The sequence below is a fragment of the Trueperella bernardiae genome (assembly GCF_030246965.1).
GTDB lineage: Bacteria > Actinomycetota > Actinomycetes > Actinomycetales > Actinomycetaceae > Trueperella > Trueperella bernardiae.
In genome coordinates this window covers 1411522-1429309 of record NZ_CP127099.1, presented here as the reverse complement: position 1 = coordinate 1429309, position 17788 = coordinate 1411522, and the positions used below count along the sequence as shown (strand labels likewise).

Sequence of the window (17788 nt, the reverse complement as noted above, 5' to 3'; positions counted from 1 at the left end):
CACCTTTCGGTTAGAGAACCTTGACAGAGAGGATATGTGCGACCGTCCCGTTCGGGTCGAGGTTCACGTACGGGCGGTCGTTCCAGCGGAAGGAGGCGCCCGTCAGCTCGTCATAGACCTCGATCGCCGGTGAGCCGTCCCAGCGGGCCGACGTGCCAAAGACTGACAGGTCGAGGTCAATAGTGGCCGAGTGGGTCTCGAATGGGTTGAGATTGAGCACTACGATCACCATGTCCACCGAGCCATCCGCCGACTCCTCCGGGCGGGAGACCTTGCTGAAGCACAAAATGTTGTCATTATTCGTGGGGTTGATCCGCACGTTGCGCAGGCGGCGCAGCGCCAGGTGGCGGCTACGCACGTCGTTCAACTTGGTCAGCAGGTCCGAGATACCAAACGCCTCAGCCGAGGACCAGTCCCGGCTTTTGTATTCGTACTTCTCATTATCGATCTGCTCCTCCGCACCCGGGCGCGCCACGTTCTCCGCCAGCTCGTATCCCGAGTAGATGCCCCAGGTTGGCGAGCCGGTAGCGGCGAGGATGGCCCGGATCTTGAAAGCCGGCACGCCGCCGCGCTGCATGTACGGGGTGAGGATGTCGTGCGTCGTCGGCCAAAACGCCGGACGCACCCGCGAATCCGACTCCGCCGAGAGCTCCCACAGGTAGTCCTCGATCTCCTTCTTCTCATTCCGCCACGCGAAGTAGTTGTAGGACTGGTGGAAGCCCACCGCGCCCAGGGTCTGCAGCATCGGCGGCTTCGTGAACGCCTCGGCCAGGAAGATGACCTCCGGATGCTCCGCCCGGAACTCCTCCAGCAGGCGCTTCCAGAACATGACCGGCTTCGTGTGCGGATTATCTACGCGGAAGAGCGTCACCCCGTGGGAGACCCACAGCTTCAGGATCCGCTTGATCTCCTGGTAGATCCCCTCCGGGTCGTTATCGAAGTTCAGCGGGTAGATATCCTGGTACTTCTTCGGCGGGTTCTCCGCGTAGGCGATCGTGCCATCCACGCGCGTGGTGAACCACTCCGGGTGTTCCTTCAACCACGGGTGATCGGGGGAGCACTGGAGCGCGATGTCGAGCGCCACCTCCATGCCCAGCTCCCGGGCGCGTGCCACAAACGCGTCGAAGTCCTCGAACGTGCCCAGGTCCGGGTGGATCGCGTCATGGCCGCCGTCGGCAGAACCGATCGCGTACGGCGAGCCCGGATCCTCCGGGATGGAATCGAGGGAGTTGTTGCGCCCCTTCTTGTTCGTTTCACCGATCGGGTGGATCGGGGTGAGGTAGACGACGTCGAAGCCCATCGCCGCGATACGATCCAGCGCCTCAGCGGCGGTCTTCAGCGTGCCCGACACCCACTTCTCAGCCGCCGCGTCGTAGTAGCAGCCCGCCGAGCGCGGGAAGAACTCGTACCACGAGCCCACGAGCGCGCGCTCGCGGTCCACGTTCACCTTCAGCCGCGCCGATTCCGTGACCAGGTCACGCAACGGGTAGGCGGCGAGCGCCCGGCGCACGTCCTCCGAGGTGGCCGCGGCGAAGCGCAGGTTGATCGCCACCCGGTCACGCTTCATCACCGAGATTGCATCGCGCAGGATCTTGCGCTCCTCGCTACGCGCGGGCATCTTCTCCATCGCGCGGGTGAGCACACGCGCGCCCTCGAGGAATACCAACTCCGTGTCCTGACCGGCGTTGAGCTTGATGTCGGCGTCGTGGTACCACGTGGCAACCGGGTCAGACCACGCGCGCACGAAAAACTCCCACGTGCCCGGGTGGGTGGGGGTGAGCCAGCCCTTGTAAATGTTGAGCCCCGGGTGGGAGTCGTACATGATCGACTCCTGCACCTCGCGCCCCTCCGGATCCACGAGCACGGCGGCAGCGCCAAACTGGTCGTGGCCCTCGCGGAACACCGTGGCGGTGACGGGGAATGCCTCGCCCTGCGTGCCCTTCGCCGGCCACGCGCCGTTCTGCAGGCTCGGCTGGACGTCGACGATCGGGATGCGGCCCAGCGTGGGCGCCTCGGCGGCCTTTGTGGCCTTGGTGGTGCGGCGCGTGGTGGCGCGCGGCTTGCGCGCTGCGGGCTTCTTCGCCGGCGCCTTTGCAACGGCAGGAGCCTTGCCAGCAGGCGCCTTCGTGGCGGCTTCAGCGGCAGAAGCAGGAACAGCGGGCTGGGTGAAATCGTTGCTAGTCACGTTTTTCATCCTATGCCAAAGGCCGCAACTTTACTGCCGCAATCAGCCGGTATCGAAATGCTACATGTGCGTGCGCATCACGGTGACGGGATCGCGGTAGGCGGCAACAACGCCGGGCGTGAACGCCGCGAACACCGCCGCAGTGACCGTCAGGATGAAGGTTGCCAGCGCAAACGTCCAGGGCACGGCCACGCCGCGGGTTGCGAGCACGATGTGCGCGCCCAGCACGCCGGCCGCGGCGCCCAGTAACGCGGAGTAGGCCACGCGCAACTGGACGAAGGCTACGAGCTGAGAGCGGGTGATGCCGAGCGTGCGGCGTCGTCCAAGATCGCGGGCGTGGAGGAGGACGTCGGCGAACACGACGCCAAACACGATAAGCAGCCCGGCTCCCATCGTCTGCGCCACGTTTGCAGTGCCCGAGCTACGCAGGATCCCCATAACCTTGAGCGATTCGGCTGTCGACGCCGCCGCCGACTGCTTGGCGATCTCGATCCCTGGGAATTCGCCGACGACGTCGGAGACGTCCCGCTCCATGCCCGAGAGCACCTCGAGGCTGCGTGCCACCACGTGCAGGCGTGCGTAGGCGCCGGCCTCCTCGGTAGAGATGGCGTAGGAGTTGAGGTCGGTGAACGGGGGTCGCGCCGCGAAAGTGCCGACCACCGCCCACTGCTCCCCGGCGGGGGACTCCACGTAGCCCACCCCGTCGACAAGCCGGAGCGCGTCGAGCGCCCCGGGGCCGATGACGACCTCGTGGGGGTCGGGCATCCGGCCCGAGGTGAGTGTGAGCGCGCCGTCGACGTCGCCGGCGATGTGGGACAGTGGCACGGGCGTCGAGTCCTGGCCGAGGTTGCCGGCTACGATGTCCTGCGGGGTGGTCATGGCCAGCGCGCGTTCGACCGAGGACAGCGAGCGCACCGAGTCCACGATCGGCATCCCGATCACCTGCTGCTCGCCGTCGGTGAGCTTGAACGTGCGCGCCTCGGGGGCGTTGAGCGACTCGCTGATGGAATCGTAGGTGGCGGCGTTCGAGCCCGCGCTCGCCATCGTAATGGCGCCCATGCCGGCGGTCAGGAAGGCGATGAGGAGGGCCGCCACGGGAGAGGAGCGGAAGGCGCGCCAGGATTCGGCGAGGAGTTCGGCGATGTTCATAGGGCGAGCACCCTGTCCGCGCGTTCCAGCACCACCGGGTCGTGCGTGGCGATGACGACGGCGCGCCCGGACGCCGCCATGTCGCCGAGCGCGTCGAGGACGATCGCGGAATTTGCGGGGTCGAGATTGCCTGTCGGCTCGTCGGCGAGCACGACGGCCGGGTCGTTGACCAGCGCCCGGCACAGCGCCACTCGTTGCGCCTGGCCGCCCGAGATCTGGGCCGGGCGGTGGGTGGCCCGTTCCTCCAGGCCGACCTCCGCTAGGAGGCGGCGGGCGCGCTCAAGGAGGTCGGCCCGGCGCGCGCCCGCATACAGCCCGGGCTCGATCACCGAGTCGATCATCGGGCGTGCCGGGTCGAGCTCGGAATCTTGAAAGACGAAGCCGAACTCGCGTGCCCGCACGGAGGAGATCTCGTGGTCCTTGAGCGTGGTGAGGTTCCTCCCGCGTAGCCGGATCGTGCCCGACGTCGGGCGCAACAACATGCCCAGGATGTAGAGGAGCGTGGACTTCCCGCGGCCGGACGGGCCGGTCACCGCCGTCACGCCGGCCTCGAAGTCGTGGGTCAGGCCGTCGAAGAGCTCGGGCAGGGAGGCCTTGTAGCGAAAGGTGAGGTCCGTGACGGTGAGGATCCCGGTCACGACTCCTCCTCCTGCGGCCCCGACAACAGGAGCGTGTCGCCTTCCTCCACTCCCTCGACAACCGCGAGGCCGCCCGAGACGCCCACGACCGTGACGTTCACGCTCTCCTGCGCATCTCCCGCCACGCGGGTCACGCTGGTGGTGCCGTCGGCGTGGGTGCTGATCGCGGCCACCGGGACGGTCACGCCCGTGGCAGGAGGGACGAGGACGACGTCGGTCAGCAGCGAGGCCGTGGCGGTGGGCGGGAGGGCGTCGCATTCCTCGCCGCAGACGAGCCCGCCGTCGGCGCCGAGCAACTCGAGCGAGATGCCCTCGTCGGTGGTGCTGGACTGGCCGACCACCCCGTCCCACGTCAGCTCACCGTGGTGGACGCGCACCGTCGTTCCGGGTGGGATCATTCCCGCCTGGGTGGGGGTGACGATCATAGCGAAGCTCGGATCGCGGTCCAGGATAGAGATCGCCCGCTCCCCGCCGGATAACCGGGCGCCCGGATAGAGGATCGACCTATCGATCATGACCGGGGTCGCCTCGGAGGGGATGGCGATGAGCTGGCCGATCGGCACCACGTCGTCGAAGCCGGCGCCATGCTCGGCGAGCAGGGCCTTCATCGCCGCCCGCGTGGCCGCGGTGAACTTCTGCCCAGGTTCGGCGAGGAAACCGGTGTCGACCAGCATCTGGTTGAGCTGGGCGACGTCGTCGCCCGAGTCGCCGGGCGCGAGGTCGCGCCAGAATGGGGTAGAGCCGACGACGGCGAAGACGGGCCGGGCGTCGACCTGGTAGAGAATGTCGCCCTGTGAGGCAGTGGAGGCGTCCGTGACCTTGAGGACGTAGCCCTCCAGCGCGTTGACCGTCAGGGGGAGCGCCTGCCTGCTCACGCTCGCCGTGAGGACGATCTTGTGCTCGATCGTTCCCGACGTGGCCTCGACCGTGGTGGGCGCGGCGTCCTTGGTAGGTGCGGAGCTCGGGGACGCGACGGTGTACCCCGCCCAGAAGACGCCGGCGAGCACGACGACGGCGCCGAGGCGTGTCGCGAGAGCACGAAAACCTTTCATACGGGTTCCCTTACATGCGCAGCGTTCTGGATCAAGCGGGAGGCCTGAACTTGCGGTGTTGGTTCGCTACTCAGAATCAACTAGTTGATGATCTTAGGCGCGCACGTAGCGTAGGTGCCTTACCAGAGTAGCCATGGCGAACTTGCAGACCACGTCTTGGTCCCTCCAGATGTGGTGTATCCCCATCCCACATACTCGCCGTACTTCGAGTAAACGGTCGAACCGCCGAGTTTAAGAGTCATAGTAGCGAAACGCTGTTGCTCACCTCTGACAGCATTCCTTGCGATTGTTGCGCAAGAATGAGTCCCCGATTTTGTACCAGCCGAAGCAGGCATTGTAGCGCCAAATACGAGCGCTACCGACATCATGGTCGCAGCAACGACTCTACCAAATCTCTTCATGAGATTATCCCTTCTATCATCACTGAAATAGGTACTTTCAGGTTAAATGTCGGGCATTCTTCGATCAAGGATACCTACTACTGCCTTGGTAGGAAGGCAAGATTCAGTCTGATTTGCCATAGTTGATAACAGATTGCTTTGAAGGATGGTTTTCATGCGTAAGCCTTTCTGTGCCGTACTTGTGACTGTTTTGCTCGCGGGTTGTTCCGTTCCCCAGGCACAACAGCCCGACGCCCCGACGTCCGAGGGCACGGGGACCTCGGAGGGGCCGTCGCGGGACTGGGATCCCAAGGCGTGGGAGCCAACCGTCACCATTACGCGCCCCTCGCTGACCGAGGACGAGAAGGATCAGACCCGCAAAGAGGTTGCACGGCAATTCGTCACGGATCCCGAGCTGCTTGAGAGCCTGCCTGATGTGCCCGTCGTCGCCTATTACGATTCGTTCCGAGAACAAGAAAAGAAGATGGCCGAGTGTATGACCGACGCCGGCTTTAGCGCCAAAGCACTTCAAACGGGCGGCCTGTCCTATGGTAAGTATCCCGAGTTGCAAGAACGGGCATTCCAGCTGGCGGGATACACGTGCCAAATGCAGTTTCCCTTCGACCCGGCCCTCGCCCGCGACTGGTCAGCCGAGCAGGTCGGGCTCGTCTACGACTACTGGAACGAGTACATGATTCCGTGCCTGGAGGGCTACGGCTATGCGACGGACGTCTCCAAGCGCCCCTCGCGTGAATCCTACGTGCAGAACTTCTTCGCCGAGGACGGCTCGGGGCGGGAGTGGTTCCCCACCGACCTCCAGCCTGCTCTCGAAGCCGAGGGCGGCCACGACGACGTCCTCGAGGCCTGCCCGGCGCTTCCCCCGAGCGACATGCTCTACGGGGTTGCCCTCAAGTAGCGCCTAGAAACGCAGTGGTGCCCGCGCAATCGCGCGGGCACCCCGTGGGATCAGATCGCTTTTACACGTCAGATCTTCTGTGGCTCGATCTTCCACACCTCGCGGGCGTAATCCCGAATCGTGCGATCAGAGGAGAAGCGGCCCGACTCGATGATGTTCTTCAGGCACATCGCCGCCCAGTGGCGACGGTCGGCGAAGTAGTCAGCCGCCACCCTATCGCGGGTCTCGCGGTAGGAGGCGAAGTCGCCCAGCACGTAGTATTCGTCCGCGCCGCCCCAGCCGTCGAACAGCGAATTGTGCAGGTCGTGGAACAGCCCCGTGCCGCCGTCGTCGAGCGTGCCGTCCACCAGCGCATCCATGACACGCTGTAGGCCGGGGACCTCGGCGGCCGTGCGCCGCGGGTCGTACGTCTTGCGCAGCTCGGGCAGCTCGTCCTCCGTGGCGCCGAAGATGTAGGCGTTGTCGTTACCCACCGCGTCCACGATCTCCACGTTCGCACCGTCCATGGTGCCCAGCGTGAGCGCGCCGTTCATCATGAACTTCATGTTGCCCGTGCCCGAGGCCTCCTTGCCGGCGGTGGAGATCTGCTCGGAGATGTCGGTGGCCGGGATGATGTGCTCGGCGGGGGAAACGTTGTAGTTCTCCACGAAGACCACCTTGAGGCGGCCGGCCACGTCGTCGTCGTTATTGACCAGTTCGCCGATCGTGTTGATCAGCTTAATGATCGCCTTCGCACGCACGTAACCGGGGGCGGCCTTCGCGCCGAAGATGAACACGCGCGGGGGCACCTCCATCGACGGGTCGTCCTTGATCTGGAAGTACAGGTCAAGGATGTAGAAGGCGTTGAGTAGCTGGCGCTTGTACTCGTGCAGGCGCTTGATCTGCGTGTCGAAGATAGCGTCCGGGTCCACTTCGATGCCCTGGCGGTGCTTGATCCACGCGGCGAAGTCCACCTTGTTGGCGTGCTTGATCGCATTTAGGCGGTCGAGCACGTCGGCGTCGTTGAGGTAGCCCTCGAGGTTCTTCAGCAGGTCCAGGTCGCGTACCCACTCGTCGTTGCCCAGCAGCTCGGTGAGCAGGGCGGACAGGCGCGGGTTGCACTGGTCAAGCCAGCGGCGCGGAGTCACGCCGTTGGTCTTGTTGTTGAACTTCTCCGGCCACACGTCGTACCAGTCCTTGAGCGTGTCGGCCTTGATGATCTCCGTGTGGAGGGCGGCTACGCCGTTGATCGAGAAGGCCGCGTAGCAGGCGATCCACGCCATACGGATGCGGTTGCCAGACACGGGTGCCATGTAGTCGATCTTGCCCTGGTCGAAGCCGGCCTTTGCCATCTCCTCGCGGAAGCGGCGGTCAATCTCGAAGATGATCTCGCGGATGCGCGGGAAGAGCCGGTCGAAGATCGACACCTCCCAGGTCTCCAGCGCCTCGGCCAGCACCGTGTGGTTCGTGTAGGCGAACGTGCCGCGCACGATCTCCCACGCCTCGTCCCACCCGAAATCGTGGTCATCCATGAGGATACGCATGAGCTCGGGGATGGCGAGAACCGGGTGGGTGTCATTGAGCTGGATCGAGTTGAACGTCGCGAAATCCTTCAGCGTTCCACGCTGGGCCAGCTCGTTGTCCACGATCTGCTGGAGGGAGGCCGAGCAGAAGAAGTACTGCTGGCGCACGCGCAGCACCTTGCCCTCGAAGGAGGAATCGTTGGGGTAGAGCACGCGCGAGATGTCGTTGACCCGCTCGCGCTCCACGATCGCGCCCGTGAAATCCTGCGAGTTAAACGCGTTGTAGTCGAAGTCGGCCATCGGCTCGGCCTTCCACAGGCGCAGCGTGCCCACGTTGTCGGTGCCATATCCGGTGGTCGGCATGTCGTAGGGGATCGCGCGGACCTTGAGGTCGGCGTAGTTGATGAACTTGACGTTCTCCTCACGGCGGATGACGAAGGGGTAGCCCTCCTCCATCCACGGATCGGGCTCTTCGCCCTGGTTGCCGTCCTCGAAGAATTGCTTAAACAGGCCGTAGCGGTACAGGATGCCATACCCGCGCACGGGCAGGTTCTGGGTGGCCGACGAGTCGAGGAAGCACGCGGCTAGGCGGCCCAGGCCACCGTTACCAAGCGCGGCGTCGTGCTCCTCCTCCAGGACGTCGCTCAGGTTCTGGCCGAACGCGCCCAGGGCCTGTTCGGCTTCCTCGACCAGCCCCAGGTTGTTGAGGTTGTTGAGCAGCGCCCGGCCCATGAGGAACTCGGCCGAGAAGTAGTGCTGCATGCGCGAGGCGTTGTAGCGCTCCTCGGTCTTTTGCCAGTTGTCGGCAAGGTGGTCGACGACGGCGGCCGCGGTGCCCTGCCAGTATTCCTGCAGTGTGGCGGAAAGGACGTTCTTGCCAGAGACGGAACGGACCTGGCCCGCAATTGTCGCGGTCAAATTATCGTGAGTCATGAAACCCCTTCAGTGAAGCGTGGACGTCCACGAGACCTAACGCTCCAAGGATACCCGCGAAAAAAGCGTCTCCAAATTGGTCGAGGATTGTTGCAAGAAAACGTCAGTAACGCATGCCAAGCGCGTCGTGAACTTCCGCGAGTGTCTGCGCCGCCTGCTCGCGGGCCCGGGCCACTCCGCGCTCGAGCACGGAGGTGAGGTAGGCCGGGTCGTTTGCAAGCTCGGCGCGGCGTTCGCGCAGGGGTGCCAGGTGCTCGTTGAGGGCCTCGGTGACGACGTTCTTCAGGGTCCCGCCGCCGCCGTTGCCGATCTCCTCAGCGATCTCGCGCGGGTCGCGGCCGGTGGCCAGGCCCGCCAACAGCAGGAGGTTGGACACTTCGGGGCGGCCCTCCGGATCAAACGTGATGAAGCGCTCCGAATCGGTCACGGCCTTCTTAATGAGCTTGGCCGTCTCATCCGCGCTCATCCCCAGCTCGATCGTGTTGTGGCGCGACTTGCTCATCTTCGCCCCGTCCAGCCCGAGCACCGACTCGGCCTCGGACAGCAGGCCCTGCGGGCGCGGGAACACACGGGACTCGCCCTTGTGGCCGTAACGGGCCTCGAATCGGTCCGCGATCACGCGCGCCTGCTCCAGGTGGGGGAGCTGGTCCTTGCCAACCGGCACCAGGTTGGCCTTGCAGAACAGGATGTCGGCCGCCTGGTGGACCGGGTAGGTCAGCAGCAGGCCGGACATGGGTCGCCCGCCCGTCGCCTCAAGCTCGGCCTTGACGGTGGGGTTGCGGCGCAGTTCGGCGTCGGTCACGAGGGAAAGGAAGGGCAGGAGGAGCTCGTTGAGCTCGGGCACCTGGGAGTGGGCGAAGATCGTGGTCGCCTCCGGATCCATGCCGATCGCCAGGTAGTCGGTGAGAAGGGAGTAGACCGAATCGCGGATCGAGCCCGTCTCATCGCGGTCGGTGATCACCTGGTAGTCCGCGATCAGCAGCCAGGTATCGACCCCGCGGCGTTGGATGTCCACCCAATTGCGAAGCGCTCCAAAGTAGTGACCGATGTGCAGGTTGCCCGTGGGGCGGGCGCCCGTGAGCACACGGAACTGGGAAGGGTCCTCGGCAATGGCCCGATCGATCTTCGCGCTCACCGAGCGAGCGTGATCGAGGGAGGCATCGGACATGTCAAAGCTAGCGCGATCAGTCATGCCCCCATGATAGGTGGCCGCCTCGACGTTTCGAAACTTCTAGGCCGGGTTGGCGAAGAACAGTGTCAGTGAGAGCGGGGGCACGCGCGTGAGGGCACCGGGCGCGTACGTCGGCGTCGATCGGCGCGGAGTCTCCCAGGTGGAACGCCACTCGAGACGGAACGGGTTGCCCCGCCCCTGCGGGAGCTGCACCACGCGCCAGGTGACGTTGCCGTTCGCCACGATCAGCGCGTCCGCGTCCTGCCCGAAGCCCGAGCGCAGGGCCTGCAACAGGCGCACGTTCGGGTCAAACCACTTGTAGTCGGGCATCATCTGGCCGGTGTAGTCGAGCCAGGTGATGTCGGGGATCACGTCGCCGTCGGCGGTGTTGCCCGTGTAGAAGGTCGTGGGGCGGAAGGTGCGGTGGTCGCGGCGCAGGCGCAGCAGGTAGGCCACCGTGTCGAACATGTTGCGCTGGTCCTGGTCGAGGTCCCAGTCGATCCACGAAACCGCGCCGTTTTGGCTGTAGGCGTTGTTATTGCCGCCCTGGGTCTTCATCAGCTCGTCGCCGGCGGCGATCATCGGCGTGCCCACGGAGAAGAAGAGGGAAGCGAAAAGGTTGCGCATGGTTTGACGACGCGCGGCCAGGATCTTCGGGTCGGCGCTCTCGCCCTCCACCCCATGGTTCCACGAGCGGTTGTTGTCCGTGCCGTCTCGGTTGTCCTCGCCGTTACTCTCGTTGTGTTTGTGGTTGTAGCTCACCAGGTCATACATGGAAAAGCCGTCGTGGGCGGTGATGAAGTTGACCGAGGAATACACCCCGCGCCCGCCGGGCATGCGCCCGTGCCCGAACAGGTCCGCCGAGCCGGCGATGCGGGTGGCGAGGTCGCGCTGGTCCCCGCCCTGGCCACCGTGGACGATCGCGGCCGGCTCCGTGACCCAAAACGAGCGCAGTGTGTCGCGGAAGCGGTCATTCCAGTCCGCGGTCGGCGGCGGGAACTGGCCGGTGCGCCAGCCGCCGTGCCCCAGGTCCCACGGCTCGTTGATGAGCTTGACCTGGGACAGGATCGGGTCGGTGGCCATTGCCACGTAGAGCGGGTGCATGTGGTTAAACGAATCGCCCTCGCGCCCGAGCGTGACCGCAAGGTCGAAGCGGAAACCGTCCACCCCGATGTGCTCCACCCAGTAGCGCAGCGAATCCAGGGTCAGCCGGATGACCGGCATGCGGCGGAAATCAAGGGAGTTGCCGCAACCGGTGGTGTCGATGAGCTGGCCCGGCCGCTGGGAATCGTGGCGGTAGTACATCGAGTTGTCCAGCCCGCGCCAGGACACGGTGGGCCCATCGGAGCCTGCCTCGCACGTGTGGTTGTACACGACGTCGAGCAGCACCTCAATCCCCGCGTCGTGCAGGAGCTTGACCATGCCCTTGACCTCGTCGATCACCGCTTGCGGCCCGGCGGCCCGGGAGGATTCCATCGCGTAGGAGGGCTCGGGGGTGAAGAAGCTTAGGGTGTTGTACCCCCAGTAGTTTTCCTTTCCCTGGACGGACAGGAAGGGTTCGCTCATCTTCGCGTGGATCGGCAGGAACTCGATCGCGGTGACGCCCAGGCTCTTGAGATGGTTGATCGTGACAGGGTGGGCGGCGCCGGCGTACGTGCCGCGCAGCTCCTCGGGGATGCCGGGCAGGGCCTTCGTCAGCCCGACCACGTGCGCCTCGTAGATGACCGTCTGGTCCCACGGCACGTTCGGCCGATGGATCTCCAGGGGCTGATCTTCGACCACGACGCCGAGCGCCGTTACCTCCGCCGAATCGCGCTGGTCGGCCTGGCGTGACGGGTCCGGCTTGAGGTCGGCGTCGACGACGTGCGAGTAGAGCGCCGGGTGGAGTTCGGGGGTGCGGGTGATGGCGCGCGCGTAGGGATCGAGGAGGATCTTGGCGGGGTTGTGCAGGAGGCCCTGGGCCGGGTCCCAGCGGCCGTGCACGCGAAAACCGTAGGCCTGGCCGGCGCGGATGCCGGGCACGTGCCCCGACCACACGCCGTGGTCACCGCGGCGCAGGCGGAAGCGGCGCTCGGAGGTGTGGTAGGCGCTTGCGTCCACGAAGCAGACGTCCACTGCCGTAGCGTGCGAGGCCATGACGGCGACGTCGACCCCATGGCCGGTAAGGTGCGCGCCGAGGCGAACCGGGCCCGTGACGGGCAACGACGGCTCGGGCTCGCGCGCGGTATAGCGCGACACGGGCTTTGTGGATTGCTGGGAAGTCACGAACCCTATTGTGGCAGTTTATGGTGTGAATCGGTAGCGGGCTGGCCTCCGGCAGTGTCGGAGGGGCGCAGTAGAGTGGAGGGGGAAGGAGGCACGATGTACGGAAAATTGAGCGAGCGGCGGGCGATCGGCCAGCGGGACGCGGAGAGCAGGTCTGATCCGCGGGCGGGGCTGGCCGATCCGCGCGGACGATACCTCTTAATTCATGAGGGGGACGTGCCGTTCGACGGTGCGCTCGTGTTTTTGACGCGCGGCCAGTTCCAGCAGCTGGGCGCGCCTGAACCGTCCTACCTCGGCGTGTTCGAGGGGCGGCCGTACTTCGGCGTCGATGCTGGGGCGCTCAGCGTTGATCGCGCGTGGCAGGGCGAGCTGGCCGGCTTGCGCTTCGCGCCGTTGCGGGAGGTTGGCCACCTGCTGAACGAGGCCGAGGCGGCGCTGGCGATGGAAGCGATGGCGCTCCTCAACTGGCATGGCACGCCGTACTGCCCCATGTGCGGGCAGCGCGCAGAGCTGGTCGAATCGGGTTGGCAGATGCGCTGCCCGGGCGGACACGTGATCTTCCCGCGCATGGACCCGGCGGTCATCATAGCGATCCGGGACGGGGCGGACCGCCTGCTACTCGGGCGTAACCGCAGTTGGCCCGCCGGGCGCTTTTCCACCCTGGCCGGCTTCGTGGAGGCCGGGGAGACCTTGGAGGACGCGGTGCGCCGCGAAGTCCTGGAGGAGGCAGGGATCGAGGTGGGGCGCCTGGAATACTTCGCCTCCCAGCCCTGGCCCTACCCGCGCTCGCTCATGGTGGGCTTCCGCGGTTGGACGGCGCAGGAGGCGCCGGAGCTGAGGCCCGACGGCGTGGAGGTGGTGGAGGCCATGTTCGTCACGCGCGCCGAGCTACGCCAGATGTACGCGGACAACCCCGCCTCGATGCCCGGGCCCACGTCCGTGGCTCGCGCCCTCATCGAGGACTGGCTGGGCGGACCGCTAGAAAGAGGAGGGGCACGTGTTTGATGCCGAGGAGCTACTGAGCCACCTGGACCCGCGCCAGCGCGAGGTGGCCGAAAACGTGAGCGGGCCGATGGCGGTGCTGGCCGGCGCCGGCACAGGCAAGACCCGCGCGATCACCTACCGCATCGCTTATGCCGTGCACTCGGGCCAGCAGCGGCCCACGAACATCCTGGCCGTCACCTTCACCCACCGGGCGGCCAGTGAGATGCGCTCGCGATTACGCGACCTGGGGGTGCCCACCGTCCAGGCCCGCACCTTCCACTCGGCGGCGCTGAGCCAGCTGCGTTATTTCTGGCCGAACGCGATCGGCGGGCGGGTGCCGGAGATCAAGGAGTCGAAGGTCAACCTGGTGGCGAGCGCCGCCGCCCGGCTGGGAATGAGCGTGGACAAGGTCTCGGTGCGCGACATGGCGGCCGAGATCGAGTGGTCGAAGGTCTCGCTCATCGCGCCGGGGGACTACGAACGCGAGGCCGCCTCCCAGCTTCGCCCGGAGGTGGCCGGCTATTCGCACGCGGAGATCGCCGCGCTCATCAGGGCTTATGAGGAGGTCAAGTCCGAGCGCGCCGTCATTGATTTCGAGGACGTCATCGTCATCCTTATTGGCATCATGCGTGATCGGCCCGACATCGCGGCCACGATCCGCAAACAGTACCAGCACTTCGTGGTGGACGAATACCAGGACGTGTCGCCCATGCAGCACCGCCTGCTCCAGCTGTGGCTGGGCGATCGGCGGGACCTGTGCGTGGTGGGTGACGTGTCGCAGACCATCTACAGCTTCACCGGGGCCTCCGCCCGGTATCTGGAGGGCTTCACGCAGGAGTTCCGCGGGGCGCGCACGGTCAAGCTCAACCGCGACTACCGCTCCACCCCGCAGATCGTGGAGCTCGCCAACGCCGTCATCGAATCCGACCACAACGCCGCCGCCGTCCAGCTCGTCTCGGCGCTAAAGTCCGGCCGGCCCGTCACGTACTCCATGTATGCCGACGACGCCGACGAGGCGGTCGGCATCGCCGGCAAGATCCTTACCCTGCGCGAGTTGGGCATGGACTTTTCCGACATGGCGATCCTCTACCGCACGAACGCCCAATCCCAGGAGTTTGAGACCGCGCTCGCCCATGCGGGCATCCCGTACGAGATGAAGGGGTCGGAGCGCTTCTTCATGCGCCGCGAGGTCAAGGACGCGATGGTGGCCCTGCGCGCCGCCGCGCGTGGGGCGGTGGCAGGGGAGTTGCCGCAGATTGTGGAGGACACGCTTTTTGGGATGGGCTGGCGGCCCGAGGCGCCCGAGGCGGGGGCGGCCAAGGAGCGCTGGGAGTCCCAGAACGCTCTGCTCAAGCTGGCCCAGGCCATGTGGGACAGGCGCCACGCGAGCGTGGCCGAGTTCGTGGCCGAGCTCGAGGAGCGCGCGGAGCTGGGCAACGAACCCACCACCAACGCTGTCACCCTCTCCTCCCTCCACGCCGCCAAGGGTCTGGAGTGGGGAGCCGTGTTCCTCGCCGGCATGAGCGAGGGGCTCATGCCGATCTCCCACGCCTCCAGCCCCGAAGCGGTGGCCGAGGAGCGCCGCCTGCTCTACGTGGGCATCACCCGCGCACGCGAAGAGCTCTTCATCTCCTATGCGGAAGGCAACCGGGGCCGGTCCAAGCGCAAACTCACCCGCTTTCTCGACGAGCACTGGCCCCAGCCCGAATCGCGCTCCACGCGCTCGCGGCGGGCCAGCTCGAAGGCGGCCAAGGAGCAGTGGGCGGCGGAGAATCCTGACGACGTGGCGCTGTTTGAGGAGCTGCGCATGTGGCGGCTGGCCAAGGCGCAGGAGACGGGCAAACCCGCCCACCTCATCTTGCACGACGTGACGTTGCGCGAGATCGCCGTGAAGAAGCCGCGCGACCTGGCCGAGCTCGGCCGTGTGCGCGGGATCGGTACCCGCAAGCTCACCGACTACGGCTTCGACCTGCTCGCCATCGTGGGGGACAAGCCCATCGGCTTCGGGCGCTAGCCGAAGCCGGTTCACGCGGTGCTGAGCGTGCACCCGCACTTGGGGTGGGGCTGGAGCACCATCGGCTCGGGCGGATGCGGTGCCGGCCCCACCTTCCACATGTGGGGTACGGGCCCGCCGTCCAGGTAGGCCACGATGTCGCGCACGGCCAGCGAGATCACCATCATCGCCGAGGAAGACTCGGGCATGAGGGGCGTGGCCGAGCAGGCCTGCTGGATGAGGTCGGTCCAATTCGGGTCCGCATCCGCGCGGTGCAGCATGAGGCAAGTGCCGCACGCCGACTCGTGAGGGATTGAGAGCGGACCGGCGAACACGTCCACCTCCTCGATCCAGGTCTGGTAGACGGGCGCGGACTGGCCCAGGTACATGCCCACGCTCACCGGGTCGGTGGCATACGTGCCGCTGACCACCACCACGTCTGGCGGACGTACCCCCATGTCCACCCCCGCGGTCTGGATGGTGGGCGCCTCCCGGCGCAGCAGGGTCTTGAGCGCGGCGGCCCGCCCCCTGCCCAAGCCGAGCGAGGTCATCATGGGATGATCGCTGTAGCCTACCGCGCCGGAGTCGTCTGTAGTAATCTTGCCCACCCCGCACCGGGCGAGCGCGATCGCGATGCCGGCGCCCAGGTAGTCGGCGCGGTGGATGTGGACGTGGCAGTTCTGGCGGCGCGGCGAATCCTGCCGGATGCGCCGCCACGGCGCGTGGTCCACCCCGGAGGAGGGGCGCTGGTCAAGCACGCCGGCGTCGGTGAGCATCCCAAGCAGCGCGGCCAGCCGCTTTCGGGAGATGCCGGCGGCCTTGGCCCGCACCTCCACCTCGGGCCGTTCCTGAGGGAGGGTGAGGGTGTCGACGAACGACAGCTCGGCCTTGCTCAGCCCGTCAAGGCTGAGGCCGATGCGCGGGTCGATCCCGATCTGGGCACGCCACGGTCCCGTCCAAAACACTCCAGTGGTCAGCTGCATGAGGCACACGCTAGTCAAAACGCCGGGCGCGGGCCCCGGCAATGCACCGCTGTGGAAAACTGCCGCGCGCTCGCGGGACTCGCCTCGTTCGTGGCACTCGCCTCCCTCGGCCCTCGCCCTACGCGGAGCTCTCTCAGCTCGCGCCGCCCTCTGCCAGCCGGGCTACTCCACGTCGCCGAAGCCGGGCTCGTGCGGGGCCTGGCCCTGGTTCTCGTCGTTGAAGAGGTCCTCGAGGAAGGAATCGAGCTCGGCCTCCACGCTTGCCACGTCCGGGCCGAAGAAGGCGGCCGGGTTGTCGAGCGCGGCGGAGGTGGGCAGGAGGTCGGGGTGAGCCCACAGGGCGTCGCGCTCGTCGATCCCCACGCGGAACTCGGCCTGCTGCCAGAACGCGGCGGCCTCGCGCTGCAGGCGCGGGGTGAGTTCGATGCCGAGCTGGGCCTGCCACACGTGCTTGGCAGGGTTGTCGGTGGCGTAGCGGCGGGTGAACAGTTCGCGCAGGGCCACGGCGTTGGGCAGGTGCGGTGCCACGGCGCGGGCGGTGACCTCGCTGACCCAGCCCTCCACCAGTGACAGGAGGAGCTGAAGGCGCGCCACGGAATCCTCCTGCTCTTCGGACAGGTCGAGCACGAATACCTTCGACATGTCGAGTTCGGGCATGGAGGACGGGTCGAAGGACATGCCTTCGGTCAGGCCGCGGGCCTGTTCCTCGATCGTTTCCATGTCGATCTCGAAGCCGGAGGCGATCTGGGCGATCGTGTCGATGACTCGCGGGCGCAGCCAGGGCACGCGCGTGTAGAGGCGCGCGGCGGCGGCCTCGCGAACGGCGGCAAATAACAGCACTTCCTCGTCCGGGATCTCGAGGTCCTTGGCGAAGCCCGCCACGTTCGTGGGCACGAGCACGGCCGAGGACCCCTCCATGAGCGGAACGCCCGTGTCGGTGGAGCCGAAGCTCTCGGCCGCGAGCTCCGCCAGCGCCCCGCCGTATTGTACGCCGAGCACGGAGGCGATCATCTTGTTCACGAAGCCGCCCGGGTCGCCGAACAAGCCGGCCATCTGTGGGGGTATGTGCTCGGCCTGCTCGCGGAAGATCTCAGAAAAGGCGCGCGAGACGTTGGAGCCCACCGGCTCGAGCAGCCTGCGGAAGGTGGACAGGGAATGGGCCAGCATGTCGAGGCGGGACAGGGCCATGTTAGGGCCCGTCGTCGGGTCGAGGGCGGTGGCGGCGTCCAGCCACAGGGAGGCCGTGCGCAGGGAGGCGCGGGTCCTATCGGCGGTGTCGGCGGTGAGCCGATCAAGGTGCTGATTGGTGATCGTTTCGCGCGCCACGCGCTCGGCCAGCTTCCAGTTCACCGGCCCCTCGCCCGAGGAGCCGAGCATCTGCTGAATTTGATTCGTCACAAGTGCGAGGTTTGCTGGGTTGAGCATCTGGGACATGAACTGATCCGGATCCTGGCCCTGATTCCTGATTTGCTCAATGAGCCGGTCGGCGGCCTCCGGGCCGAGGATGGCGCGTAGGCGGTCCTGCCAACCGTCGTTGCCCGGGCCCATGTCGCTATTGCTCATTTTTCCTCCTTGGATTCACTATAGGGTAGTAGCAGTCCGCCGCACCGGACAACGCGGGGCGGTGCGCCGAGCGC

At 66.4% G+C, this 17788-nt stretch carries 12 protein-coding genes; 3 read left to right on the top strand and 9 right to left on the bottom strand.

Features of this window, described 5'->3' with window-relative positions:
* Window positions 1–10: 10 nt before the first annotated feature.
* The 4 genes from QPC17_RS06600 to QPC17_RS06585 are packed head-to-tail and all read right to left on the bottom strand — an operon-like array spanning window position 11 to window position 5024.
* The gene (locus QPC17_RS06600; RefSeq protein ID WP_070446416.1) at window positions 11–2194 is read right to left on the bottom strand and encodes an alpha-1,4-glucan--maltose-1-phosphate maltosyltransferase; all 2184 of its coding nucleotides are present in this window, start codon (window positions 2192–2194) and stop codon (window positions 11–13) included.
* Between the two features lie 51 nt (window positions 2195–2245).
* Entirely contained in the window at window positions 2246–3334 is a 1089-nt protein-coding gene (locus tag QPC17_RS06595; protein WP_285347132.1) for an ABC transporter permease family protein, read from the bottom strand.
* The gene (locus tag QPC17_RS06590) at window positions 3331–3972 is read right to left on the bottom strand and encodes an ABC transporter ATP-binding protein (protein WP_236698659.1); all 642 of its coding nucleotides are present in this window, start codon (window positions 3970–3972) and stop codon (window positions 3331–3333) included. The genes QPC17_RS06595 and QPC17_RS06590 overlap by 4 nt, the downstream gene beginning before the upstream one ends.
* The gene (locus tag QPC17_RS06585; RefSeq protein WP_285347131.1) at window positions 3969–5024 is read right to left on the bottom strand and encodes an efflux RND transporter periplasmic adaptor subunit; all 1056 of its coding nucleotides are present in this window, start codon (window positions 5022–5024) and stop codon (window positions 3969–3971) included. Before QPC17_RS06585 ends, QPC17_RS06590 begins: the two co-directional genes overlap by 4 nt.
* 555 nt (window positions 5025–5579) lie before the next feature.
* Between QPC17_RS06585 and QPC17_RS06580 the strand changes: the two genes are divergently transcribed.
* The gene (locus QPC17_RS06580; RefSeq protein WP_062613482.1) at window positions 5580–6320 is read left to right on the top strand and encodes a hypothetical protein; all 741 of its coding nucleotides are present in this window, start codon (window positions 5580–5582) and stop codon (window positions 6318–6320) included.
* Between the two features lie 68 nt (window positions 6321–6388).
* Here the strand turns inward: QPC17_RS06580 and QPC17_RS06575 are convergent, their stop codons facing one another.
* The 3 genes from QPC17_RS06575 to glgX form a co-directional block, all read right to left on the bottom strand.
* Window positions 6389–8755 carry a glycogen/starch/alpha-glucan phosphorylase gene (locus QPC17_RS06575; protein ID WP_285347130.1) on the bottom strand — a complete coding sequence of 789 codons (2367 nt, stop codon included), beginning with the start codon at window positions 8753–8755 and terminating at the stop codon, window positions 6389–6391.
* 103 nt (window positions 8756–8858) lie between these two features.
* A complete protein-coding gene (trpS, locus tag QPC17_RS06570) occupies window positions 8859–9947 on the bottom strand; it encodes a tryptophan--tRNA ligase (protein ID WP_062613484.1) in 1089 nt (362 codons plus the stop codon).
* Between the two features lie 39 nt (window positions 9948–9986).
* On the bottom strand, window positions 9987–12191 hold the full coding sequence (gene glgX / locus QPC17_RS06565) for a glycogen debranching protein GlgX (RefSeq protein WP_285347129.1): 2205 nt from the start codon (window positions 12189–12191) through the stop codon (window positions 9987–9989).
* Window positions 12192–12287: 96 nt separating this feature from the next.
* On the opposite strand from glgX, the gene nudC reads away from it, so the two are divergent.
* Both nudC and QPC17_RS06555 read left to right on the top strand, forming a co-directional pair.
* Entirely contained in the window at window positions 12288–13196 is a 909-nt protein-coding gene (gene nudC / locus QPC17_RS06560) for an NAD(+) diphosphatase (RefSeq protein WP_285347128.1), read from the top strand.
* The gene (locus tag QPC17_RS06555; RefSeq protein WP_062613487.1) at window positions 13189–15189 is read left to right on the top strand and encodes an ATP-dependent DNA helicase UvrD2; all 2001 of its coding nucleotides are present in this window, start codon (window positions 13189–13191) and stop codon (window positions 15187–15189) included. The genes nudC and QPC17_RS06555 overlap by 8 nt, the downstream gene beginning before the upstream one ends.
* Before the next feature lie 11 nt (window positions 15190–15200).
* Here the strand turns inward: QPC17_RS06555 and QPC17_RS06550 are convergent, their stop codons facing one another.
* Together QPC17_RS06550 and QPC17_RS06545 are read right to left on the bottom strand one after the other, a co-directional pair.
* Complete coding sequence (locus QPC17_RS06550; RefSeq protein ID WP_285347127.1) at window positions 15201–16151, bottom strand: hypothetical protein; 951 nt, start codon at window positions 16149–16151, stop codon at window positions 15201–15203.
* A gap of 162 nt (window positions 16152–16313) precedes the next feature.
* Entirely contained in the window at window positions 16314–17714 is a 1401-nt protein-coding gene (locus tag QPC17_RS06545) for a zinc-dependent metalloprotease (RefSeq protein ID WP_236698660.1), read from the bottom strand.
* Window positions 17715–17788 lie beyond the last annotated feature (74 nt).

What these genes read in the sequence shown, in the direction of transcription:
- QPC17_RS06600 (WP_070446416.1), bottom strand. Translation starts at nt 2,194, where the DNA reads ATGAAAAACGTGACTAGCAACGATTTCACCCAGCCCGCTGTTCCTGCT.
- QPC17_RS06595 (WP_285347132.1), bottom strand. Translation starts at nt 3,334, where the DNA reads ATGAACATCGCCGAACTCCTCGCCGAATCCTGGCGCGCCTTCCGCTCC.
- QPC17_RS06585 (WP_285347131.1), bottom strand. Translation starts at nt 5,024, where the DNA reads ATGAAAGGTTTTCGTGCTCTCGCGACACGCCTCGGCGCCGTCGTCGTG.
- QPC17_RS06580 (WP_062613482.1), top strand. Translation starts at nt 5,580, where the DNA reads ATGCGTAAGCCTTTCTGTGCCGTACTTGTGACTGTTTTGCTCGCGGGT.
- QPC17_RS06575 (WP_285347130.1), bottom strand. Translation starts at nt 8,755, where the DNA reads ATGACTCACGATAATTTGACCGCGACAATTGCGGGCCAGGTCCGTTCC.
- trpS (WP_062613484.1), bottom strand. Translation starts at nt 9,947, where the DNA reads ATGACTGATCGCGCTAGCTTTGACATGTCCGATGCCTCCCTCGATCAC.
- nudC (WP_285347128.1), top strand. Translation starts at nt 12,288, where the DNA reads ATGTACGGAAAATTGAGCGAGCGGCGGGCGATCGGCCAGCGGGACGCG.
- QPC17_RS06550 (WP_285347127.1), bottom strand. Translation starts at nt 16,151, where the DNA reads ATGCAGCTGACCACTGGAGTGTTTTGGACGGGACCGTGGCGTGCCCAG.
- QPC17_RS06545 (WP_236698660.1), bottom strand. Translation starts at nt 17,714, where the DNA reads ATGAGCAATAGCGACATGGGCCCGGGCAACGACGGTTGGCAGGACCGC.